At 64.5% G+C, this 23,094-nt stretch carries 23 protein-coding genes; 5 read left to right on the forward strand and 18 right to left on the reverse strand.

Going from position 1 to position 23,094, the window contains the following annotated elements:
- Positions 1–77 precede the first annotated feature (77 nt).
- Positions 78–2,837 carry an ATP-dependent Clp protease ATP-binding subunit gene (locus AC6H34_RS23805; RefSeq protein WP_497540438.1) on the reverse strand — a complete coding sequence of 920 codons (2,760 nt, stop codon included), beginning with the start codon at positions 2,835–2,837 and terminating at the stop codon, positions 78–80.
- Positions 2,838–3,098: 261 nt separating this feature from the next.
- On the opposite strand from AC6H34_RS23805, the gene AC6H34_RS23810 reads away from it, so the two are divergent.
- Complete coding sequence (locus AC6H34_RS23810; RefSeq protein WP_497540439.1) at positions 3,099–3,461, forward strand: c-type cytochrome; 363 nt, start codon at positions 3,099–3,101, stop codon at positions 3,459–3,461.
- A gap of 377 nt (positions 3,462–3,838) precedes the next feature.
- A complete protein-coding gene (locus AC6H34_RS23815; protein WP_497540440.1) occupies positions 3,839–4,045 on the forward strand; it encodes a hypothetical protein in 207 nt (68 codons plus the stop codon).
- Between the two features lie 199 nt (positions 4,046–4,244).
- On the opposite strand, the gene AC6H34_RS23820 is transcribed toward AC6H34_RS23815, so the two are convergent.
- The 9 genes from AC6H34_RS23820 to atpD are packed head-to-tail and all read right to left on the reverse strand — an operon-like array spanning position 4,245 to position 10,822.
- A complete protein-coding gene (locus AC6H34_RS23820; protein ID WP_497540441.1) occupies positions 4,245–5,123 on the reverse strand; it encodes a F0F1 ATP synthase subunit gamma in 879 nt (292 codons plus the stop codon).
- Complete coding sequence (locus AC6H34_RS23825) at positions 5,120–6,661, reverse strand: F0F1 ATP synthase subunit alpha (RefSeq protein ID WP_497540442.1); 1,542 nt, start codon at positions 6,659–6,661, stop codon at positions 5,120–5,122. Before AC6H34_RS23825 ends, AC6H34_RS23820 begins: the two co-directional genes overlap by 4 nt.
- A complete protein-coding gene (locus AC6H34_RS23830) occupies positions 6,654–7,391 on the reverse strand; it encodes a F0F1 ATP synthase subunit delta (protein WP_497540443.1) in 738 nt (245 codons plus the stop codon). The genes AC6H34_RS23825 and AC6H34_RS23830 overlap by 8 nt, the downstream gene beginning before the upstream one ends.
- Before the next feature lie 7 nt (positions 7,392–7,398).
- Complete coding sequence (locus AC6H34_RS23835) at positions 7,399–7,644, reverse strand: F0F1 ATP synthase subunit C (RefSeq protein ID WP_448147431.1); 246 nt, start codon at positions 7,642–7,644, stop codon at positions 7,399–7,401.
- Positions 7,641–8,360, reverse strand: a complete 720-nt coding sequence (locus tag AC6H34_RS23840; protein WP_497540444.1) for a F0F1 ATP synthase subunit A — start codon at positions 8,358–8,360, stop codon at positions 7,641–7,643. The genes AC6H34_RS23835 and AC6H34_RS23840 overlap by 4 nt, the downstream gene beginning before the upstream one ends.
- Complete coding sequence (locus AC6H34_RS23845) at positions 8,357–8,668, reverse strand: N-ATPase subunit AtpR (RefSeq protein WP_497540445.1); 312 nt, start codon at positions 8,666–8,668, stop codon at positions 8,357–8,359. The genes AC6H34_RS23840 and AC6H34_RS23845 overlap by 4 nt, the downstream gene beginning before the upstream one ends.
- On the reverse strand, positions 8,665–8,955 hold the full coding sequence (locus AC6H34_RS23850; RefSeq protein WP_448147434.1) for an AtpZ/AtpI family protein: 291 nt from the start codon (positions 8,953–8,955) through the stop codon (positions 8,665–8,667). The genes AC6H34_RS23845 and AC6H34_RS23850 overlap by 4 nt, the downstream gene beginning before the upstream one ends.
- Positions 8,952–9,401 (reverse strand): F0F1 ATP synthase subunit epsilon, encoded by a 450-nt coding sequence (locus AC6H34_RS23855; RefSeq protein WP_497540446.1) that lies wholly within the window; start codon positions 9,399–9,401, stop codon positions 8,952–8,954. The genes AC6H34_RS23850 and AC6H34_RS23855 overlap by 4 nt, the downstream gene beginning before the upstream one ends.
- Positions 9,398–10,822: a F0F1 ATP synthase subunit beta gene (atpD, locus tag AC6H34_RS23860; protein WP_497540447.1), complete on the reverse strand. Its 1,425-nt coding sequence runs from the start codon at positions 10,820–10,822 to the stop codon at positions 9,398–9,400. Before atpD ends, AC6H34_RS23855 begins: the two co-directional genes overlap by 4 nt.
- A 300-nt stretch (positions 10,823–11,122) precedes the next feature.
- On the opposite strand from atpD, the gene AC6H34_RS23865 reads away from it, so the two are divergent.
- Positions 11,123–11,956: a universal stress protein gene (locus tag AC6H34_RS23865; RefSeq protein ID WP_497540448.1), complete on the forward strand. Its 834-nt coding sequence runs from the start codon at positions 11,123–11,125 to the stop codon at positions 11,954–11,956.
- A 72-nt stretch (positions 11,957–12,028) separates the two neighbouring features.
- On the opposite strand, the gene AC6H34_RS23870 is transcribed toward AC6H34_RS23865, so the two are convergent.
- From AC6H34_RS23870 to AC6H34_RS23885, 4 genes are all read right to left on the reverse strand, one after another.
- Positions 12,029–12,676, reverse strand: a complete 648-nt coding sequence (locus AC6H34_RS23870; protein ID WP_448147438.1) for a BON domain-containing protein — start codon at positions 12,674–12,676, stop codon at positions 12,029–12,031.
- 65 nt (positions 12,677–12,741) lie between these two features.
- A complete protein-coding gene (locus AC6H34_RS23875; RefSeq protein WP_497540449.1) occupies positions 12,742–13,239 on the reverse strand; it encodes an Hsp20/alpha crystallin family protein in 498 nt (165 codons plus the stop codon).
- Between the two features lie 247 nt (positions 13,240–13,486).
- Positions 13,487–14,323 carry a universal stress protein gene (locus AC6H34_RS23880; protein WP_448147440.1) on the reverse strand — a complete coding sequence of 279 codons (837 nt, stop codon included), beginning with the start codon at positions 14,321–14,323 and terminating at the stop codon, positions 13,487–13,489.
- A 91-nt stretch (positions 14,324–14,414) separates the two neighbouring features.
- On the reverse strand, positions 14,415–16,049 hold the full coding sequence (locus tag AC6H34_RS23885; RefSeq protein WP_497540450.1) for an MBL fold metallo-hydrolase RNA specificity domain-containing protein: 1,635 nt from the start codon (positions 16,047–16,049) through the stop codon (positions 14,415–14,417).
- Positions 16,050–16,246: 197 nt separating this feature from the next.
- Between AC6H34_RS23885 and ftsH the strand changes: the two genes are divergently transcribed.
- Together ftsH and AC6H34_RS23895 are read left to right on the forward strand one after the other, a co-directional pair.
- Positions 16,247–18,130, forward strand: a complete 1,884-nt coding sequence (gene ftsH, locus AC6H34_RS23890; protein ID WP_497540451.1) for an ATP-dependent zinc metalloprotease FtsH — start codon at positions 16,247–16,249, stop codon at positions 18,128–18,130.
- A gap of 24 nt (positions 18,131–18,154) precedes the next feature.
- Complete coding sequence (locus AC6H34_RS23895; protein ID WP_497540452.1) at positions 18,155–19,138, forward strand: zinc-dependent alcohol dehydrogenase family protein; 984 nt, start codon at positions 18,155–18,157, stop codon at positions 19,136–19,138.
- A 24-nt stretch (positions 19,139–19,162) separates the two neighbouring features.
- Here the strand turns inward: AC6H34_RS23895 and AC6H34_RS23900 are convergent, their stop codons facing one another.
- From AC6H34_RS23900 to AC6H34_RS23915, 4 genes are all read right to left on the reverse strand, one after another.
- Positions 19,163–19,966: an ABC transporter ATP-binding protein gene (locus AC6H34_RS23900; RefSeq protein WP_497540453.1), complete on the reverse strand. Its 804-nt coding sequence runs from the start codon at positions 19,964–19,966 to the stop codon at positions 19,163–19,165.
- 150 nt (positions 19,967–20,116) lie between these two features.
- The gene (mgtA, locus tag AC6H34_RS23905) at positions 20,117–22,741 is read right to left on the reverse strand and encodes a magnesium-translocating P-type ATPase (protein WP_497540454.1); all 2,625 of its coding nucleotides are present in this window, start codon (positions 22,739–22,741) and stop codon (positions 20,117–20,119) included.
- The gene (locus AC6H34_RS23910; RefSeq protein ID WP_448147445.1) at positions 22,726–22,938 is read right to left on the reverse strand and encodes a ChaB family protein; all 213 of its coding nucleotides are present in this window, start codon (positions 22,936–22,938) and stop codon (positions 22,726–22,728) included. Before AC6H34_RS23910 ends, mgtA begins: the two co-directional genes overlap by 16 nt.
- Before the next feature lie 27 nt (positions 22,939–22,965).
- Complete coding sequence (locus tag AC6H34_RS23915) at positions 22,966–23,094, reverse strand: hypothetical protein (protein ID WP_448147446.1); 129 nt, start codon at positions 23,092–23,094, stop codon at positions 22,966–22,968.

The raw sequence follows: 23,094 nt of genomic DNA on the forward strand, positions 1-23,094 counted from the left end.
GCATGACCCGCGGCCGCATTCAGCGCCGGACCTGAATCTAGTCAGGTCCGGTCTTAGCCATCCGTGATTGTGTGGTCTCAAGCAGCCTTCGATTTGGCCTTGCGGGATGGAGGCTTCTTCTTGGCCGGCTGCTCTGCTTCGGCGGGAGCCTGCTCAACCGAAAAGGCCACTTCATGCCGGGTGACGTCATAAGAGCAGACGACCCGGCTACCCTCCTTGATATCGCCCTTCAGCATTGCCTTTGCCAGCCGGGTCTCCAGCAATTGCCTGATCTGGCGGCGCAGTTCGCGCGCACCGAATTCGGGCTGGTAGCCTTCCGCGGCGAGATGGTCGACAAGGCTGTCGTCGAAGACCAGCTCGATATCCTGGCCTTGGGCCGTCTTCTTCACCTTGTCGAGCTGGAGGCGGACGATCGTCTTGATCTGGGCGGCATCGAGCGACTGGAAAATGATGATTTCGTCGATGCGGTTGAGAAACTCGGGGCGAAAATGGCTGCGCAATACGCTCATGACGTCGTCCTTGACGTTCTCGGTCTGAGCTGCCGGGCGGAAGCCGGGCTTGTGCGCGCCACCCATGATGACATTGGACGCCAGGTTGCTGGTCGCGATGATCAGCGTGTTTGAAAAGTCGACGACCCGACCCTTGCCATCGGTCAGCCGTCCGTCGTCGAAGACCTGGAGGAGGACATTGTAGACATCGGCATGAGCCTTCTCGATCTCATCGAACAGCACCACGCTGTAGGGCCTCCGGCGGACGCGCTCGGTAAGCTGGCCGCCTTCCTCATAGCCGACATAGCCGGGTGGCGCGCCGATCAGCCGGGCGACGGCGTGGCGCTCCATATATTCGCTCATGTCGATACGCAGGATTGCGTCCTCGTCGCCGAACACGACCTCGGCGAGCGCCTTGGCGAGCTCGGTCTTGCCGACGCCCGTCGGCCCCAGGAAGAGGAAGGTGGCGATAGGCCTGTGGCCGGGCAGCAATCCGGCACGGGCGAGCCGCACGGCATCACTCACGGCTCGGATAGCTTCCTCCTGGCCGATGACGCGCTGGTGCAGCCGCTCCTCCATCTTGAGGAGCTTGTCCTTTTCCTCCTCCGTGAGTTCGGTCACGGGAATGCCCGTCAGCTTCGAGACGATCTCGGCGATATTCTCGATCGTCACCTCGGCGGTGGTCGAGCCGATCTTCTTCTTCCAGGCTTCGGACGCGTCGGCGAGGGTCTTGTTCTTGCCGGCGATCTCATCCTCGAATGCCTTGGCGCGGTCGAACTGCTTGCGCGAGGCGGCGTAGGTCTGCTCGCGCTTGAGCTGGGCTATCTCAGCCTCCAGTTCTTGAATCTCTGCGGGGCGGGAGGTCGTGGAGAGGTGAACGCGCGCCGCTGCCTGGTCGATGAGGTCGATCGCCTTGTCAGGCATGAAGCGGCCGGTGATGTAGCGGTCGGACAGTTCGGCCGCCGCCACCAGCGCCTGGTCCTGGATCGTCACCTTGTGATGCGCCTCGAGCCGGTCGCGCAGGCCACGCAGGATGTTGACGGTCTGCTCTATGCTCGGCTCCGCCACCATGACGGGCTGGAAGCGCCGCTCCAGGGCGGCATCCTTCTCGATATATTTCTGGTACTCGCTCAGCGTGGTCGCGCCGATCAGGTTCATTTCGCCGCGCGCCATGGCCGGCTTGAAGGTGTTGGCGACGTCCAGCCCGCCTTCGCCGCCACCCTGGCCGGCGCCGACGATGGTATGCACCTCGTCGATGAACAGCACGAGTTCGTCGCGGTGGGCGGCGATCTCGTCCATCACCTGCTTGACGCGCTCCTCGAACTCGCCTCGAAACTTGGAGCCGGCGACCAGCGAATTCACGTTCAGCTCGACAAGCCGCTTGTCTCGCAGCACCTCCGGGATCTCGCCGTTGACGATGCGCTGGGCGAGGCCTTCCACGATCGCCGTCTTGCCCACGCCCGGCTCGCCGATCAGCACCGGATTGTTCTTCTTGCGCCGGGCCAGCACCTCGATCGTGGTCTCGACCTCCTTGGAACGGCCGATCACCGGATCGAGTTTGCCGTCGCGCGCCAGCTTGGTGAGGTCGCGGCTGTATTTGTCGAGCTGCGGCGTGTTGGACGGCGTGGCGACGTGTCCAGCCTCCGATCCCTTGCCGACGATCTTCACGGCCTGCTGGCGCAGGGCTTGCGGCGTGAGGCCGTATTTGGCGAGCAGGTCGCCGGCAAAACTGTCCTGAACCTCCGATAGGCCCAGCAGGATATGCTCAGGCCCCACATAGGAGTGGCCGAACTCCCGCGAGGCGATGAAGGCACGGTCCAGCGCACTTTTCACACGCGGCGAGACCCCGATGCGGCCTCCCTCCGGCGATTCCTTTGCGTCACCCTTCGTGGCGTTGGCGTCGATCTGGCCGCGCAGTTCGTCCACGGAGATCTTGAATTGCTTGAGGATGGCCTGCACGATGTCGCTCTCGGGCAACTCATAGAGAAGGTGCTCGGTGTCGACCTCGCGTTTGCCGAACTGCACGGCGCGCTCGGCCGCCCGTTGGAGGATCTCCTTGGCCTGCTCGCTGAAATGCCGCTCGAGACCCAGGCCTTCCCGGCCGGGAGCGAGCGGGCGGCGGCGCCCTCCGAGGGGATTGGGACTGGACTCCTGTCCGTCGCCGAAGAAATTGTCGAGCAGGCCGCCCCGGAACAGGGCCTCCAGCGGAGAGAGCGCCGATTGATGCCGCGTGAGCTGGCTGTAGTGGTAGTCGCAGACGTCGAGTTGCTTCTCATGTCCGTTCTGGACGACCGCAACGCGGATGGTGGCCGGACGTACGCCGCAAATATCACACATATGCTCTGGCAAGGAACCCTCCTGTGTCGTGGCGCATCGCAGGCGAGAACGCCGGAATGTTTCGCTGGCAGACTAGGAACCAGAAAGACGGCAGCCTTGATCCGCATCAACGGAGCCGGTGTCCCGGCATGCCGACTGCATGCTGAAACACAGGTTCCGCCTGTGTCAACGAAGATACTTAAGGCGACTTGAGACAGATCAAGGCGGTTGGCGACATCTCTTCCCAATTGAGGTTCGCCCCGGAGGCGAGGTGATATTTAGGAGGAGCGAGCGATGCGTGCCTGGACAGCGGCTATTCTCACGTCGGCCATGCTGCTTGCTCCGCTGTCAGCCCCGCGATCTCAGCAGGCGCCGGAGGATCAGGTCGCCAATGGCCGCCGCCTCGCCCTCATGATCTGCGGAGCCTGCCACGTGGTGGCGTCGGATCCCGCCAATATTCCCATCCTAGATCCGCCTGCTCAGGATCTGCAGGCCCGCGCCCGGCGATCGGCGCTTCCCGAAGCGGTCCTGCGGCAGATGCTGACATCGGACCATTCCAAGGTGGGACCGGGAGAGGCAATGCCAAATCCCCAATTGGTTGACTACCAGATCGACGCCATCATCGCCTATTTCCAGTCCCTTCGAGGCAACCGCTAGCGTCTCGTCGCTCAGCCGAAATGTCCCAGATTTTGCCCACGAAGGCGGTGGATCGCCTTCATTCCCCCATGACTTTCTTCACTTCCTTGACCCAGCTCAAAGATGCCGGGCCGGCACCGTGGCCTACTGTCCCCCGTTGGTGATCCACCTGAACCCGCAGGCGGGAAATACGCCCGGGCGGTTGTGCCGGAGGAACTGGAATGACCTATGCAATTGTGACGGCAGCCTTGTTTGCAGTGCCTCTCTTCCTGACTTTGCAGGCCTTGGCATGCATGACTGCGGCGCATCGCCAACCAGTGCCGGTCAAGGTACGCGCGAGCCGCGCACGCCGTCGCTGACGCCGATATCGATCCATGCACGCCTGAACGGAGAGTTTCTTGCCCTTCCGAATCGTCGAGATAGACCTTGAAAGCAGGGAGCGCTGTGTTTCGACCGTTTCCTTCGCAACACGCGAGGAGGCCGTCAGGCACGCGTCCGAATGCGCAGCCGCATTCGAAGGCGGACATGGCTACGACGAAAAGAAGGGCATCTGGTGGGGCAAGGATCTCGATGGCCACACGAGCCATATCTTCGTCGATGACTGAACATTCGGTAGCTTGAGCGGCCGTCGTCTGCGCGCGCAGATCGATATGCCTGCAGCCTCATGAATTCAGGTCAAGTCATGATGCGACGAGCCCTCCGGGGAGAAGCTCTCATCCCCGGTGGGCCGAAGCCCAGAAGGGGATGCTGGACCACAACCGGATCACATAGGGCTGCGGGATTCCCTTCACCGTACACTCAGTTTTACGCCGTCTGGCTCGCTGCCGTGCCGGCGGCGAGTTCGACGATCTCATCGGTAATCTCGTCCTGTCGCAGGCGTCTGGCCAGGCCTACGAGGTCATCGAGTGTGCTCGCCACATTGGCCCGGGCCGCCACCATCGCCCGCATGCGCGCTTCGTTTTCCGCTGCGAAGGAGAGCGTGATCGCCTCGTGGATCTCGGCGAATACATATTCCTCGGCGAGACGCTCCAACAGTCGGCGGGGAGGCAGGGTCGTCAAGGGGGGCATTGCGGACCTGCCGCCCGTGAACGATGAAAAATCAAATGGCAGCAGTGCCTTGCTCTGAATTCTTACGGTAGCCGGGTCGGGTATTGCGTGAATGAGAATGACCCGATCGACAGTGCCTGCCTCAAGGCGCCGATAAAGCATCTCGACGACGCTGCTGGCGAGCGTCGCCGCCTCGTCCGCATGTGATGCCATGGGGGCAAACCAGCCTACCGGCAGGCCCTTCTCGTCGGCGGCCGCCAGGCCCCTGTCTCCTATCAAGGCCAGGTCCACCTCGGCCAGGTTCACCTCGCCGGCTTGGAAAAGGGGCGCGGCCGCATCGAGCACGCGTTCGCTGAAATTACCGGCAAAGCCCTGTCCCGCACAAAGCGCAAGCACGAGCGTTCCTTCTCGTGCGACCAGAGTCTTACCCCTCTGCGGCGTGTTCGTTTCCGGCAGGAGCGCGAGAGCCGTGCCGATAGCCGCCGCGATTGTCTGGGTATAGGCACGGATGCCGGCCAGGTGTTCCCGGGCTTCACGTGAGCGGGCGGCGGCTATGCCACGCATGGCGGTGACCACCGCCGACAGTTGATGTACCGTCCCGATGCGAGACTCCACATCGCTCAGGCGTCCCGTCATGCCGAAATCTCCTGCGGGGCGGACAGCGATGTGGCAAGGGCACGCACGCTGGCGACCAGTCTCGTCCGCATCGTTTCGTCGAGGGGGCTTCCCTGCGCCAGGGCGGCGACTGTCTCGGGCTGATCACCGTCGAGCCACGCTGCGATATGCGTTTGCAGGGAGCCAAGCGTTCCGGAAGGCATCGTATCGAAGACCCCCTCCGAAAGGGCTGCAAGCAAGGCGACCTGGTCGGCGGGACGCAGCGTGCCGAAGCGACGCTGGCAAAGTAAGGCGCGGATGCGTTCTCCGCGGGTGATGCGGTCCTTCACGCGCGCATCGGAGATACCGCCGAAACGGGTGAACATCTCCAGTTCGAGGAATTGCGAATAGTCGAGGCGAATGCGCCCGGATACCTGCCTCAGTGCGGGTTTCTGGGCCTTGCCGCCCACACGGCTGACGCTCAGGCCAACGTCGACGGCCGGGCGCTGGTTGGCGGCGAACAGGCGCGAGTCCAGCACGATCTGGCCATCGGTGATGGAGATCAGGTTGGTCGGAATATAGGCGGAGAGGTTGCCGGCATCCGTTTCGGCGATGGGCAGGGCGGTCAGCGATCCGCCACCGAGGTCGGTCGAGAGCCGTGCCGCCCGTTCGAGCAGGCGAGCATGAAGGTAGAAGATATCGCCTGGATAGGCCTCGCGGCCAGGCGGTTCGCGCGCCAGCAGCGACAGTTCGCGGTGGGTGGCGGCATGGCGGGTGAGGTCGTCAACCACCACCAACACGTGGCCGCCGCGGTCGCGGAAATATTCGGCCATGGTGAAGCCGGCGAAGGGCGCGATCCATTGCAGGCCGGGCGGGGCTGAAGAGGGAGCGACGACGAAGATGCAGCGTTCGGGCGCACCATATCGTCGCACCGCGTCGATCACCCGCGCCACCGCGGTTGTCCGCTGGCCGACGGCGACATAGACGCAGATCAGGTCGGAGTGTTTCTGGGCGATCATTGCATCCAACGCCAGGGCGGTCTTCCCGGTGGCGCGGTCGCCGATGATCAGTTCGCGCTGGCCCCGCCCCAGCGTGAACAGGGCATCCACGACGAGTACGCCCGTCTCGACCGGTTCGGCCACAAGGTCGCGATCGATGATGGCAGGCGCCGGCCTCTCGATGGGGAGATGGTCTTCAGGCACAACCGTGTCGCCCTGGTCGAGGGGACGGCCGAGCGGGTCGACGATACGTCCGAGGAGGCCGGAGCCGACAGGCACGCGTACCACTTCCCCGGTGCCCGTCACCCGCGACCCGGCCTCGATGGCATCGCCTTCGTCGAGCAACACCACGCCTATCGAATCTGCGTCGAGCGTGAGCGCAAAGCCGTTCCGGCCCCCTTCGAACTGCAGGAGTTCGTTCAGCCTCACTTCCGGCAGGCCCGATATGCGCGCGAGGCCGTCGGCGATCTGTTCCACCCGGCCTATCGCCTCGGCGCTGGGAGCCAGGTCGACTCGGGCGAGCTTCTCGCGGCTACGGGCGAGCCAGTCCTCGCCCACTGGAGGAGGGGCATCGTCAGTCATGGCGGGCCAACTCCCGTGCAATGCGATTGAGATGGGCGCGCAGGCTGTTGCCCACAGCCACATGCGCCGCCTCGATTTCGAGACCGGCAATGAGACCGGGATCGACCGCCACCTCGACATCGACCGGACGCCCGAGAACCTTGCCGAGGGCGGTGCTGCAGGAGGCCATCTCTTCCGGCGAGAGGGAGCGCGGCGCCTTGAGGCGCACGGGCGATCCATTGGCTCCGAGTTGCGCCAGGGTGGACGCCGGCAGATCGGCGAGGGCCGAGACCAAGCCGTCGACGAAGCCTGTCACCCGTGCCGAGTCCGGCAGGCATTCGAGGAGCCGGGCGGCGATGTCGACCGCCAGACGGCTGGCCCGTTCGTCGGCTGCGGCCGCTTCTTCCTGCCGAAGCCGCGCGATCCCGGCCTCGGCCTCGGCACGCAGCCGTTCCACTTCGGCTCGTGCCGATGAGAGGAGCGCCGCCTTCTGTGCTTCCGCTTCGGCGAGGGCAGCCTTGATTGCCTCCGCGCGTCCATCCGCGATTTGCGCCGCCTCCCGCCGTGCTGCGTCGCCCTCGACCAGAGCCTGCTGGCGCGCCGTCTGGGCATCGTCGAGGAACCTTGCCGCGCTGGCTTGGCGCTCGGCGACGATGGCCGCCACGGGGCGGAAGAGGAAGCGTTGCAGGAGCCAGAGCAGGACTAGAACGTTGACGGCCTGGAGGCCCAGTGTCCACCAGTCGATGCGCATGGCCGGCCTATTTCACGAAGGGATTGGCGAACAGCACCAGCAGCGCGATCACCAGGCAATAAATGGCCATCGTCTCGATCATGGCGAGACCGACGAAAAGCGTGCGCGACAGCGTGCCGGCTGCCTCAGGCTGGCGCGCGATGGCGTCCATCGCTGCCGCCACGGCACGGCCTTCGGCGAGTGCCGGGCCGATGGCCCCGAAGGATACGGCGATTGCGGCCGCGAGAATGCTGACGATCTCAATGGGATTCATGGCTTCTTTCCTTGTCCAGGATGGGGTGGGGAGGGCGCGGACGGTGCGTCCGGCTGGCGCTCCCCAACCGCCGCACCGATGAAGACGGTGGCGAGGACCGCGAAGATGTAGGCCTGCACGGCGCCCGTGAGCAGATCGAGCGCCATCAGCGGAATTGGGACGAGCAGGCCGGCGAGCGAGAGCACGATGCCGATGACGAAGACGCCGCTCATCACATTGCCGAAAAGGCGCACCACGAGGGAGAAGGTCCGCGTGACCTGCTCCACCAGATTGAGCGGGATCATCACCCAGCTCGGTTCGGCGAAGGTCCTGAGATAGCCGCCCATCCCCCGTGATGAGATCCCGAAGGCAACCGTGGCGCAGAAAACGATGAGGGCCAGCGCCGCATCGGTCTCCAGATGGGCAGTCGGCGGTTCGATTCCGGGGACGAGCGAGGACCAGTTGGCAACGAGGATGAACAGGAAGATCGTGCCGATGAGCGGGCGATAGGGGGCCGGCTCCACCTGCATCGTGCCGCGCACCTGGTCGTCAATGGCTTCCACCACGAGTTCGAGCAAGGCCTGAAGCCTCGATGGCTGCAGGGCAAGACGCCGGGATGCCCAGGCGGCTCCGCCCACCAGAAACGACATGATTGCCCAGGTCACGAGTACAGGCGCCGTGATCGGTACGGGCCCGATGGAAAAGAGGGGTTCCAGCACCAGGGGAGAGGCATTCATGACGCGGCTCTTTCCCGCCGCAGGACAATATGGCGCGCTGAAAAGATACCGAGCGCCCCGGCGAGAAGCGGTCCGGCGCCGAGCTTCGCGAGAACGACCAGCACCGTCACCAGCAGGGCGAAGCGCGCGATCTGGATGATTGCCGCGCGAGCGGCGCCACCCTTCACATAGAGGCCGGCATTCCAGCGCAGCGCCGCGAAATGGACCAACCCGGTCGCCAGGCCCACCAGGCAGGCTGCAAGGAGCAGCAATCCCGACTGCGAGAATGCAGCGCCGGCGGCGTGGGTGAGGGAGGAGGCGATGTTCATGAGCGGTGCATCCATTTCCAGGCGGACCAAAATCCCAGGGCTGCGCCCAGCATCAGAAGAGGGGCCGAGAAGAACACTCCCGACGCGAACTGCCGGTCGAGCCAGCGTCCCGCGAACAGGCCGGCTAGCGCCGGGACGACGATCGTCCAGCCCAGAATCCCGATCTGACCGAGCCGTGCGCCGAGCGAGGGTTCGGGATGGCTTTCCCCGGCCTCCTTGCGTGCGCGCGCCTGGCGGGCGGCTTCGGCCAGGCGGTCCTCGGGTTCCTTGGGATCGGGGGCGTTCATCGACCGTTTCCGTCCATATGCAGATCGATGGTCCCGCCAGGCCCCGGTCTCAGCAGGTGCATGAGCTGGCGCACCGCCCTGGCATGCAGTCGTGTTTCCTCGACCCGCGAACCACGCACCGCCTCGAGTTCTACGCCTCGGAAGGCGGCCACATCGGCCTCCAGACCTGCAAGGTCCCCTCCGATCACTCCCTGCCGGCAGGCGACCGCCACCGTGAGACCTCCCCGGACCGAGAAGACACCGCCCTGCAGCGCGCAATAATGTTGCGCGCCATTCCCGTCGCGCCAGCGCAGTACCGACGCAGGCAGCACCGTCAGCAGGTCCGCGTGGCCGGGCAGGATGCCGAAGGAGCCGCTCTCGTCCTCGGCGCGCACGGAGAGCACGTCGTTCGCATCCACCAGCACCACGGCGGGGGTCGCGATCGTCAGATGCAGGCGCCCGCTCATGGCTCGCCTCCCGTCTTGCGGAGGGATTGCTCCTTGTTGCGTGCTTCCTCCAGCGTGCCGACCATGTAGAGGGAGGACTCCTGCCAGCCGTCGCACTCCCCGGCGAGTATCGCCTTGCAGCCGGCAATCGTGTCGGCGACGGGTACCGACCGGCCTTCCACGCCGGTGAAGGCCTCCGTGACCACGAAGGGCTGCGTCAGGAAGCGTTGCAGCCGGCGGGCTCGTTCCACGAGGCGTCGGTCATCGGCACCCAGTTCCTCGATGCCCAGCAGAGAAATGACGTCCTGCAGCTCGCGATAGTGCTCGATGACGCGGCGGACTTCCATGGCGACATCGGCATGTTCCTGCCCGATCACCAGGGGATCGAGCAGGATGGACGAGGAGGCGATCGGGTCTACGGCTGGATACATGCCCTCGGCCGCCATGGCACGCGAGAGCACGACCATGGAGTCGACATGGGCAGCGATCGCCGTGACGGCTGGATCGGTGAAGTCGTCGGCCGGCACGTAGACGGCCTCGATCGCCGTCACCGCCGCATCGCCGACCGACGCGATGCGCTCCTGCAAGGCGGCGACTTCGCTGGCCAGAGTGGGCTGGTAGCCGACGCGGGACGGCAAACGGCCCAGAAGACCGGAAACCTCTGCGCCCGCCTGGACGAAGCGAAAGACGTTGTCCATCAGCAACAGGACGTTGCGATGCTGCTCGTCGCGAAAATACTCGGCGATGGTGAGCGCCGTCATCGGCACGCGCCAGCGCGCGCCGGGCGGCTCGTTCATCTGGCCATAAACCAGGACGGTGCGATCGAGCACCCCGGAACCCCTCATGTCGAGGAGCATTTCGTGGCCTTCGCGCGAGCGTTCGCCGACGCCCGCGAAGACGGAAATACCTTGGTAGCTCGCCACCATCGCATGGATGAGTTCCATAACGAGCACGGTCTTGCCGACTCCCGCGCCGCCGAACATCGCCGCCTTGCCGCCCTGTGCCAGCGGCGCCAGGAGGTCGAGGACCTTGATGCCCGTGGCGAAGATCTCGGTCGCGCCGGATTGACGGGCCAATGCCGGCGGTGGCCGGTGGATGGGCCGGCGCGGCGTATCCTCCGGGAGTGCGGGTCCCTTGTCGCCCAACTGTCCGGTTACATCGACGAGGCGCCCGAGCATGGCATCGCCCACCGGCACGGCGAGCGGTCCGCCCATGGCGTTGACGGACATCCCTCGGCTCAGGCCCGCCGTCGGCTGCAAGGCGACAGCGCGCACAGTGGCGGGATCCAGGTGAGCCTGCACCTCGGCGATCACGGTCGTCTCCCCGGTTTCGACCGACAGCGCGTCCCCGACCGGAGGCAGGCTGCCGGCAGTAAAGCTCGCGTCGATCACGGCGCCGCGGATCGCCGTCACCACGCCTGTCATCTTCGATGCGCCATGCATGTCCACTTCCCGTCCAGGGCAGGGCCTTTCGACCGGCCGGCAAGGAGGCGGCGATCGCTCCCTTCGCGATCGTCACTCTTGCTGCAACTGCGAAAGGGAATATTGATCTGTCTCAAGGAGTCACTTGTCGAGGGGCATGAACGAGTTCATCCGGGGCGTCGAGCCGGTTTCAGGGCGCTTTTGGCCGCCGAGAGGGCGGCTGACACGCTTGCGCTCACGTTCTGTTGATCGCGATCAATGCAATGGGCGGCCTGCCATGTTGGTGTATCGGTATTTTCAGGGGCGCGAGAGGGGGCGAAAATGACTTATGCAGCCGTCATGGTGTATGTAGACGCCAGCAGTCATGCCGCTGCCCGTATCGGCCTTGCCTGCGACATCGCCGGTGTCCACGGTGCGACAGTCATCGGCGTGTCCGCCAGTGTTCCCCTGATGCCGGTTCTGGCTCCCACCCGCTTCACGCCGCTGAGCGGGTCGAGCGCCCTGCCGCAGCAGGAGGGGGCGGAATCGGATCTGAGATATGCGGAGCGTTGTTTCCGTGAAGTCGTCTCACAGCGTGCGTGTCGATGGGAATGGCGAAGTTCGCTGGACAATCCTGGCCATTTCCTCGTGCATGAAGCGCGGGCGGCCGATCTCATTATCGTCGGGCAGAAAATGTGGGAGCTATCCCCGCATCACCGGGCCGACCCCGCCGAGATCCTCCGCGAGGCCGGGCGTCCCATTCTCATGGTACCGCCTTCTGCGATCATATCGCCCCTGGGCACCAATGCCGTCATAGCCTGGAAGGATTGTCGGGAAGCTCGACGCGCCGTTTTCGACGCATTGCCCTTGCTCGCGATGGCAAGGGAAGTCTGCGTGGTCGACGTCGCTTCCGAGATGCTTCGGGAAAAGGCCCAGTCTCAGGTCAGCGACGTCACCATGTTCCTCGGACGCCACGGCATCAAGGCCGAGGCGATGGTCGAGAGCGTTGACGAACGTTCCCTGGCGGATCAACTGCTCGCCGTCGCGAGCCGGAAGCGGGCTGGCCTGATCGTGATGGGCGGGCAGTCGCACGCGCGCCTGCATGACTGGACCTTCGGCGGTGATACCCATGCCATGCTGAAGAGGAGCCCGGTCTGCCTGTTCCTCAGCAACTGAGGGCGAACGAATGGCGGCGCCGGATCCGAAACGGCTACCGGCGCCGCGATCATACAACCCTCCGTCCAATCTTCACGCGACCTTGAGGTTGTCCTCCACGCTGGCAACGCCGGGGGCAGACCAAGCCGCACGCTCGGCAACCGTGCGCTCGTGCCAAGCCTTGATCTTGCCGTCGAGGATCACCTTGTCACCGAGCACATCGACGTGGATGCCGTCGGCCTCGAATTCCGCATCGCGCTTCAGAGCCGCGAGGATCTTTGCCTTGACGTCGGTCGCCTTCACGCGCGGCTTGACTTCAATGCGATTGATCACGCCCACCACGCCGTGAAGCTTGCGGACGGCGGTCTCTGCAGCCTGGCGCTGGAAATGCCAAGGAACCATGCCTGAGAGGCTCACCCATCCCTTCTCAACCTTCACCTCGACCACGCCCTCGGGAACCATCGCATCCCAGGCGATCACGGCAATTGCACGGCCGGCGATCTGGTCGTCGTCCGTCTTCTTGTCGCTCGGGTAGCGAACGTCGATCTCAAGCGCGATGGCGCGGATACCCTTTATCCGATGCACGATCTCTTCCACCGTCGTCTTCTCGGCATAGCTGCCGACATGGCCGGTGAGCGTGGCGATGCCGTTCTCCACCGCCACGCCGACATTGGCGGCGTGAACGCGAGGATCAAAATCGAGGGCGTCGATGATGGATTGCCGAAGTACCTTGTCATTCATCCCAGTCTCTCCTGTCGAAACGACCCGTCTGGCCGGCGCGGCTCGATGAGTCGCGTCCAGCCCTTTCAAGCGGCGTTCTTCACCTCGATCTTCTTGGCGACGCTGGGAGCGACCTTGGGAACGGTGACGGTCAGCACGCCATTGGCGAACTTCGCCTCGACATTTGCCGCATCGATGCCGGCCGGCAGTTCCATCCGGCGCGAGAAGGAGCCATAGCGACGCTCCACGAGATGGTAGTCCTTCTTCTTCTCGTCCCGCTCGGCCTTCTTCTCGCCGCGGATGGTAAGGACGTTGTCCTTCAAGGTAACCTCGACATCCCTCTCCTGCATGCCGGGAAGTTCCGCCGTGAGCTCGATGGCCTGGTCGGTCTCCGCAATGTCCATGCGCGGCACCAGGTCGGAGTTGACGGATGGGCCGTTCCGGTTGAACGAGGCGAGCCCCGGGAGGCCCCGGCCGAAGTCGTCGAACAGGCGGTCTATCTCTTGCTGCAGGGAAAGAAACGCATTCCCGGGAAAGCCGAAAGCACCCGTGCGGGTGGCGGGAACGGAAGATTTCTCAGTCATTTCCAACCTCCATGTTGCATGCGCCGATCCTGGCGTCGTTGACGTCTTCATGTAAGCACGAGGAGGGTCTGACGACCTTGATTTCCCTCAAACTCCGGCGTTTTTCCGGGGTTGGTGCCTACTGTAGTCTCCCCAGCGGGCGCGTTACGGGAGTGCCGGCTCCGGTCGCGCGGACCCTGGCGATCGCTCGCCGGTTCCAGGTCCCCAGCGCTTCGTCGTTCTCTTGGGTCGAGATCGGCCTGCCGTGTCAGTGGCTGATCAGGCAGCATTTGGGGCAGTGGCGCATCAGGCTGCGGGTCACTCCGCCGAACACCCATTCCCTGGCCCGGGCATGGCCGTAGCCACCCGCGACGATGAGATCGGCATTTTCATGCTCTGCATGGAGGACCAGCCGTTCAGCCGTATCGATGCCGTCCTCGTCCAGTACGTGGGGCTTGGCCTCGACATCGTGCAGCAGCAGGAACTCGGCGACGTCACCGACGCGTTTCAGGGCCGCGGCCCTGCCGTCACGGGAGGCTACCTCGGTCACGCTGACCTGGGAAGCCAGCCGCAGCAGAGGCAGTGCATCGAGGACCGCCCGCCGCGCCTCCCGCGTGTTGCTCCAGGCCACGACGATCCGATCGGCCGACAGGCTCGATGTTTCGGGCGGCACGATCAGCACGGGCCTGCCGCAGCGCATGACGACATCGGCAGGATCGAGAGCAGAGTAGAGGAGGTTGGGCACGGCATTGTTGTGCCTGCCCACCACTATGAGATCGGCGGTCGCGGACCTATGGAAGACCGCGTCGCCGGGGAATTGTACGCTGCCCTCCCATTCGACCGCCTCTTTTCCGAGGGGCGCGGCGTTGCGGAAGCGTTGCTCGACGTCTCTGATGCGGGACTCCGCTTCTGCTGCTTCCTTGTTCATCAGCGCGGCATTGACGGAGGGCAGCTCTCCAGGATCAGGCATCAGCGTGCCGATCAGGGCACCGGTGATGCCGACCAGCCGTGCGTCGAAGCGCGACGCCAGCATGCTTGCCAGGCGCACCCGCTGATCGCTTTCCGCGTTGTCCTCTGCATAAACCAGCACGCTCGCATAAGACATGGTGTCCATCCCCAATATTGCTCAGTCTGCGGATCGCTTCCCGATCCTCCGTTGAATGTAGCCTGGCGCCCGCGTTCGGTCTTGATCTTGCTCAAGTGACGGGATCTGTGTCCGCAAGAGCCCGGCGCAAGCGGCGGATGATGACCTTGCGGCTCTTTTCATCGGCGGCTCGTGCCGTCGCATCGCTGATGTCGAGCAGCAACCGCGATAGGTCGTTGTTCCAGTCCATGCGGCCGGCAGCCTCCGGTTCGATGCGAGCGGGCCGTTCCCGGGCCAACAGCTTTGGGATGCCGCCGGTGACGGCAAATGCCTCATCGATGGCAGGTACGACAACCGGCGTTCCCGGGAGGCTGGCGGCGAGGCGTGCCTTCAGTGCGTCGATGGCTTCTCGCTCGCCATGGGTGAGGAAGACGGCTCCCCCTATCGGCTGGCGCTCGGACAGCCACGAGACCAGTTCCTCCACGTCGGCGTGGCCGGAATAGAGATCGATCGAGCGGATGCTGGCCCGAACCTGCACTTCCTCGCCCATCAGTCGCACCCGGGAGGCGCCGTCCAGCAACAGACGCCCGAGCGTGCCCTGCGCCTGGAATCCGACGAGAAGGATGGTCGCCTCGTCCCGCCATAGCCAGTCACGCAGGTGGTGGCGTATGCGGCCAGCCTCGCACATGCCACTCGCCGATATGACGATGAAGAAGCCGTGAATCCGGCTGATCGCCTTGCTCTGCTCGACGGTCTCGGTGAAGTGCACGTTGTGTGCGTCGAGGGCATCCCGGAGGGCTTCACCATTGGGGAAGTCATGCGCATGCTTGGCGAACACGGCGCTGGCGCGGGTTGCCAAAGGCGAGTCGATGAAAATCGGCACCTTTGGGATTTCGTGCGCATTCATCAGGTGGACGAGATCGACAAGAAGCTCCTGCGTGCGCTCGACCGCGAAGGACGGGATGAGCAGCGCGCCGTCGGACTTGGCGGCCGCCTTGACCTCGGCGCGGAGGGCGCGGCGTCGACTCTCGGCGGAAGCCTGCGGCCGGTCGGTGTCGCCATAGGTGGATTCGCAGATCACATAGTCAAGTTCCGTCGGAGCCTCCGGATCCGTCTGCAGCAGCTTCTGACCGGGGCCTATGTCGCCGGAGAATAGAAGACTCAGAGGCTTTTCATCCTTTCTTTCGATCTCCATTTCGATCGAGGCGGAGCCGAGCAGATGCCCGGCATTCCAAAATCGCGCACGCACGCCTTCGGCGATCCCGATCCAGCTCATATACTCGACGGGGCGGAAGCGCGTCATTGTCGCGATTGCCTGGTCGGCATCGTAGATCGGGTTGACGGCGGGCAGGCCGCGCCTGGCGTTGCGGCTGTTCAGCTGCTGCACCTCCATTTCCTGGATGTGTCCGGAATCCGGCAGCATCACCGAGCACAGGTCCACAGTCGCCTTGGTGGTGAAGATCGAGCCGGCGAAGCCGTCCTTCACCAGTTTCGGCAGCAGGCCGCTGTGGTCTATATGGGCGTGGGTCAGAAGGACGGCGTCGATGGCCGATGGCTCGAAGGGAAACGGCCTGTAGTTCAGTTCCTTTTCGGTCTTGGAGCCCTGGAACAGGCCGCAATCGACGAGGACTCTGGCCTTCGATGTCTCGATGCCAAAGCAGGAGCCCGTCACGGTCTGGGCTGCACCGTAGAAGCACAGGCGCGGAAAATCGCTGTGTGCGTCGCTGAAATCGCTCGTTCTTGACATGCAAGCCCTCCCATATTCGGGCAGGCTAACCAGATGTGACGTTCCTGCGATTGCGTCAGATCAAAGCGACGCGGTCCTGGCGGGATAGCGTGGCGAGATCGGACAGGCACGGGAAGCGGGGCCGGAAGCGATCGAGGAGGAGACGTCAGGTCTTCGGTCCGTCGGTTCGGCCCAAGCGGGTGCACAGGAGGCGTCCAATGGCCAAGCAGTCATCCAGCCGCAAGCAATACATCACTATCTGGTACGTCCTCATCGCGTTGGTCGGCGTATTGTTGCTTCAATGGATTCTGGCGCAGCGCGGGCAGGTCGAGACCATTCCATTCAGCCAGTTCGACCAGTTGGTGACGCAGAACAAGGTCACTCAGGTTTCGGTCGGTCCCGATCGCATCGAGGGCGTTCTCAAGGAACCGCTGCAGAGCGGAAATACGCTGTTCGTGACAGACCGCGTCGACCCCCAGCTTGCCGACAAACTCGCCGCACATGGCGTGACGGTAAGCGGCACGTCGAGCGGCGGCTTCCTCGCCACGATCCTGTCGTGGCTCGCGCCGGCAATCGTCTTCTACCTGATCTGGGTCTTCCTCATTCGCGGCATGGCCGACAGGCAGGGGTTCGGCGGCCTGATGACCATCGGTAAATCGCATGCCAAGGTCTATGTCGAAACCGATACCAAGGTGACGTTCGCCGATGTTGCGGGCGTGGAGGAAGCCAAGTTCGAACTCCAGGAGATCGTGGCCTTCCTCAAGGACCCGAAGAAGTTCGGGAGGCTCGGGGCGAGGGTGCCCAAGGGCACGCTCCTGGTGGGACCTCCGGGCACCGGCAAGACGCTGATCGCGCGAGCGGTGGCAGGCGAGGCCGGGGTCGCCTTCTTCTCGATTTCGGGTTCCGAGTTCGTGGAGATGTTCGTCGGGGTCGGCGCCGCGCGCGTGCGTGATCTTTTCGAGCAGGCCCGCAAGGCTGCTCCCTGCATCATCTTCATCGACGAACTCGACGCTCTCGGCCGCAGCCGGACCTCCGGCGGTTTCGGAGGATATGAGGAGAAGGAGCAGACGCTCAACCAGCTTCTTGCCGAACTCGACGGCTTCGATCCCAGCTCCGGCGTCATCCTGCTGGCCGCGACCAACCGGCCCGAAGTGCTGGATCCCGCGCTGCTGCGTTCCGGCCGCTTCGATCGGCAGGTCGTGGTCGACCGGCCTGACCAGGCCGGCAGACTTGCCATTCTGAAAGTGCACGCGCGCAAGATAACCCTGGGCCCGGATGTCGATTTCGAGCTGCTGGCCGGCATGACCATCGGGTTTACAGGTGCGGACATCGCCAACCTGATCAATGAGGCGGCCATCGCCGCCACCCGCCGCAACGCCGATGCCGTCGCCCTCTCGGACTTCACGGTCGCGATCGAGCGCATGGTGGCGGGTGCCGAGAAGAAGAGCCGCGTTCTCGGCAAGGAGGAGCGCAGGCGGGTGGCCTACCACGAGATGGGTCACGCGCTGGTGGCGGCCACGCTGCCCGGCGTCGACCCCGTCCAGAAGGTCTCGATCGTCCCGCGCGGCGTCGGCGCCCTCGGCTATACGATGCAGCGTCCCACGGAAGATCGTTTCCTCCTCGCGGCGAGCGATCTTGCCAACCGCCTTGCGGTTCTGATGGGCGGAAGGGCGGCGGAAAGGCTGATCTTCGATGGTGACGTTTCGACGGGCGCCGCCGACGATCTGCAGCGCGCTACGGAACTGGCGCTCGAGATGGTCACAAAATACGGAATGGACAAGGTGGTAGGAGACCGGACCTATGCGGCGCCTTCGCAGGGCTTTCTCGGCCTGCCGCGCGACAACCTTGTCAATGCCGCGGAGATGACCGGCCGTGAGATCGATCTGGCCGTAAGACGGCTCATCGAGGATGCCGGCAAATGCGCGGGGGAGATCCTTATGCAGCGCCGCGACGATCTCGAAAAGGGAAGTGCCATCCTCCTCGACCGGGAAACCTTGACGCCGGCCGAGTTCGAGCCGTTGCGCAGGAATGCAGTCCCTGAATCGCAGGATTTGCCCGTCGAGCAGTCTCAACCGAGGCTCGTTGCGACGTCGGGACGGTAAGCGTCAAGAGCGTGGGGTGATGTGATGAAGGCAATGGTGCTGGACAGGATAGGATTGCCTCTGCGGCTCGAGGTCAGGCCGGATCCGCTGCCTGGTCCCGGCGAGATCCGGGTTCGCGTGGAAGCCTGCGCGGTCTGCCGCACGGACCTGCATGTCGTCGACGGCGAGTTGCCCGACCCGAAGGTTCCCATCGTTCCAGGGCATGAGATCGTCGGCAGGGTGGATATCGTGGGCGAGGGGGTATCGGCGCTTACGTCCGGCACGAGGGTGGGCATTCCCTGGCTCGGGCATACCTGCGGGCATTGCGCCTATTGTAGCTCCGGCCACGAGAACCTCTGCGATACCCCGTCCTTCACCGGCTACACTCGCGACGGCGGGTTCGCTACCCATGTGATCGCCGATGCCTCCTTTGCTTTCGCGTTGCCCCACTGCGAGGATCCCGTCGCCACCGCGCCGCTGATGTGCGCCGGGCTGATCGGCTGGCGTTGCCTGAAAATGGCCGGCGAGGGCCGGAGGATCGGTCTCTACGGCTTCGGAGCGGCCGCTCATATCCTGGCACAGGTCTGTAGATGGCAGGGCAGGGACGTCTATGCATTCACGCGGGAGGGCGACGGCCCGGCGCAGGAATTGGCGCTTTCCCTGGGGTCCCGTTGGGTCGGCAGTTCGGAGGAGGCGCCGCCCGCCCCTCTCGACGCCGCAATCATCTTTGCGCCGGTCGGGGCTCTCGTGCCCGCCGCGCTTCGTGCCGTCCGCAAGGGCGGGCGGGTGGTTTGCGGCGGCATTCACATGAGCGACATCCCGCAATTCCCCTACAGCATCCTGTGGGAGGAACGTCAGGTGGTCTCGGTAGCCAACCTCACGCGAGAGGACGCCGTGGAGTTTCTCGCGCTCGCGCCCAGGGCCGGTATACGCACGACGACGACGGTCTATCCGCTCGAGCGGGCAAACGATGCCTTGGCCGATCTCAGGGCAGGGCGCTTCCAGGGCGCGGCGGTACTCGTTCCCTGACGAGCGGTCAGCCTGGCCCGCAGGTCACACGCGAAAGGCGATCTGGCCGCGCGCGCCGCCGAAGTAGGACTTCACCCAGGGGTTCTGCGAGGTCAGCATCGTGTCGAGCGTTCCATCCGCCGCCACCTTTCCCTTGTCGATCGCGACGATGCGGCTGCAGATCGTGCGCAGGCTGTCGAGATCGTGGGTGACCATGAAAACCGTAAGCCTCAGGCTCTTCTGCAGGGCGGCGATCAGGGCATCGAAATCGCCGGCGCCGATGGGGTCGAGACCTGATGTCGGTTCGTCCAGGAATACGATCTCGGGATCGAGCGCTAGCGAACGCGCCAGGGCTGCGCGCTTGGCCATGCCGCCAGACAGCTGGGAAGGATATTTGTCCGCTGCTTCAGGGCTCAGGCCGACGACCTCGAGCTTGAACATCGCAAGTTCGTAGAGAAGTCGGTCCGACAGCGAGAGAAACTCGCGCATCGGGAGTTCGATGTTCTCGCGCACCGTGAGGGAGGAGAACAGGGCGCCATGCTGGAACATGATGCCGCAACGCGTTCCGAGCGTCCTGCGCGCGGCCGGCGTGATGGCATCCAGATCCTGCCCGAGCAGTTCGATGCTGCCATTGCGCTTGGGAACCAGGCCGACGAGCGTTCGCATCAGGACCGATTTGCCCGAACCCGAGGCGCCGATCAGGCCGAGCACCTCGCCGCGCCGAACCTCGAGGTCGAGATGGTCGAGAATTGTCTTGCTGCCGAAACCCACCACGAGGTCGCGGATGCGGATGACCGTCTCCTGGCCGGTGGCATTGGGAACGCCGGGGGTGAGATCGGACATCTGCATAAGGCTCCCGAAGGCTGCGGGCCACCCGCAGGATCAGATACGGATTTCCCTTTCATAACAATGATGAACCGTGATCCGATCGACCTTGACATGAATCAATCCGTCCCCGGAAGTTTGCGACGGATGGGCTGCCGCGCCGTTCGGCGGAATTCAACGGGCATACAGGGTTCGTGCCTTGCGCGGCCGCATGGCCAGCCGTTTCAGTGCTTCCGCCGAGACGAGATAGAGCAGGACGAGGCCCGCTATTGCCCCCAGGACAGGGAGGGGGAGTGGCACGAAATCGACGATGGCGCCGATCGGGGAGAGGGACAGCAGCAGGGCCCCCGCCAAGGCGCCGAGCGAGGTCGCGGCCAGGATCGCCTGCGGCCGGCTCGTCCACACCGGCTTGGCGGTGCGGATCACGAAGATGACGAGGATCTGCGTGGCGATGGACTCGACGAACCACGCGGTACGAAAAGTCGCCACGTCGGTTGCGAAGCCCCAGTGGAGGATCAGGAAGGTCGCGATGTCGAACAGCGACGAGAGGGGCCCCATGATCAGGGTGAAGCGCAGGACCCCCGCCATGTCCCAGGTCTGGGGCGCTGCCAGGGTGTCGCGATCGGCCGTGTCGAAGGGAATGCCGATCTCGGAGAGATCGTAGATGAGGTTGTTCAGCAGGATCTGCAGGGGCGCCAGCGGCAGGAACGGCAATATCAGCGAGGCGAGGACCATCGAAAGCATGTTGCCGAAATTGGAGCTGGTTCCCATGCGCACATACTTCATGATGTTCGCGTAGGTTCGCCGTCCCTCCTTGATGCCTTCGGCCAGGACGCCGAGATCCTGGGCGAGCAAGATGATGTCGGCCGCCTGCCTCGCGACGTCGGTGCCTCCTTCCACGGAAAGACCCACGTCGGCGGCATGGATCGCCGGAGCATCGTTGATGCCGTCTCCCATGAACCCGACGACATAGCCGCCCCGTTGCAGGGCGCGCACGATGCGGCTCTTCTGTTCCGGCGACACGCGCACGAAAAGGTCGGTTCCGGCGACCCGCTCAACCAGGGCTGCCTCGCCGAGTTCCTCGATTTCCTCGCCGGTGAGGAGCCCCCTTGCTGGCAGGCCGAGCCTCTCGATGAGGTGAAGCACGACCGGCGCTGCGTCTCCGGAGATGATCTTCACTCCCACCCCGGCTTCGACCAGGCTGGCAATGGCCAGCGCCGCGCTGGCCTTCGGCGGATCCACGAACACGGCGCAGCCGACGAAGATGAGATCCTTCTCATGGTCGAGCGCGGCCTTGCAGCAATCCGCCGGCATCGGACGACGGGCGACGCCGAGGAGACGAAAACCCTCGCGCCCTTTCTTGTCGAGCAGACGGGCTATTTGCCCGCGCAAGCCTTGATCTAGCGCAATCACCTGGCCATCCGGTGTCTCCGCCTGTGAACATAAGGCGAGTACGGCTTCGGGCGCTCCCTTGGTGACAAGTTCCACGCGGCCGTCCTGTGAAACCAGAACGGAAGACCGCCGTCGTTCGAAGTCGAAGGGCAGGTCGTCGAGGTAGCGCCACGCCGCCGGCGCGTCCGAAGGTTCCGCATTGACGGCCTCGTCCAGATTGCTCTTCGTGCCGCCGACATAGTGGCAATTCACCCGTATCAGGTCACTCACGCGCGGGTTGTCCTGGCCATCCACGCCGAAGCTGTTCACGTGACTGATCCTGGCCTCGGTCAACGTACCGGTCTTGTCGGTGCACAGCACGTCCATGGCGCCGAGATCGTGGATGGCGGAGAGACGCTTGACCACGACCTTCTGCTTCGCCATGCGCACCGCCCCCCGCGCGAGCGTCACGGTCATCACCATGGGCAGCAGTTCGGGCGTCAGGCCGACCGCCAGCGCGACGGCGAACATGAAGCTCTCGAGCGAGAGGCTGTGCCGGAACAATTGGCTCAGCAACACGAAGAGGACGAGGAAGCCGGTCAGGCGCAGGATCAGCATGCCGAGGCCGTGGACGCCGCGTTCGAACGCGGTGGGAGGCTGGCGCGCCTGCAGCGAGGCGGCGATGGCGCCGAACCGGGTCGATGCGCCGGTTGCCATCACCAGCATGGTCGCTTCGCCACCGACCAGCGTGGTGCCGCTGAATAGCGCGTTGAAGGCATCGGCCGCGGCCTGTCCCTGGGCCGGGCCGAGGCGTTTTTCGACCGAATAGGGTTCCCCGGTGAGAATGGCCTCGTTGGTCAATACGCCCTTTCCGGCCAGAAGGACGCCGTCGGCCGGCACGAGGTCTCCGGCATGGAGCTCGACGACATCACCGGGGACGATATCGCGGACTGCCAGTTCCACGGACGTACGATCCCGATAGACCAGCGCCGTCACCGCGACGGAGCGCCGGAGGGCCTCGATGGCGACCTCAGCCTTATGCTCCTGCAGAATGTCGAGGAAGATCGAGAACAGCACGATGCCGACGATGACGACGAAGCTTCGCCAATCCCCCGTCGCCCCCGATATGGCAGCCGCTATCAGCAGGATCGCGACCAAGGGGTCGGCCAGGCGCTTGCCCAGCTTCATGAGGAGGTTGCGATGGATGCTGACGACCGCGAGATTGGGGCCATACCTGTCCAGCTTTTCGCGTGCTTCCGCGGAACTCAGGCCGGAGAGGCGGCTTTCGCACTGCCTCAGCGCTTCTTCGTTGTCGAGGGTCCAGAACGGGGCCGCGCCGGACCTCGCTCCGCGTCCTGCGGCCGGCGAAGCGGGCTGCCTGTCTTGGGAGATCGTAGCCGGGCTGCCGTCCATCATAGCGAGATCCATCGGTCGCCGCTCTTGCGGTATTTGTGCTTCACGGCCGCCCACGCCACGCGATGCGCCGCTTCCTCGCGCCGGTCAGGCTCATAGCGGCCATAGGTCTCCCATGCCCCGTTGAAGGCAGCGAGATAGATCTCCTGTGCATGGCGGGGCAACCTCGCCTGCAGGCCTGACGGCAGGTCTTCGATGACTGCATACGGCATGAGCGCACCGGGGATCGTGGAGACGGCTCAGTGTTTCGGACGTTTATGGCGGACGAGCATGACGAGAAGAACAATGCCGACGATGACGACACTCATGCCCAACAGGCCGAGGATCCGCAGATCCTGGGTCACCTGATCAACCATCATCTCAATCAT

It is taken from the genome of Labrys sp. ALF-8, from assembly GCF_059699065.1.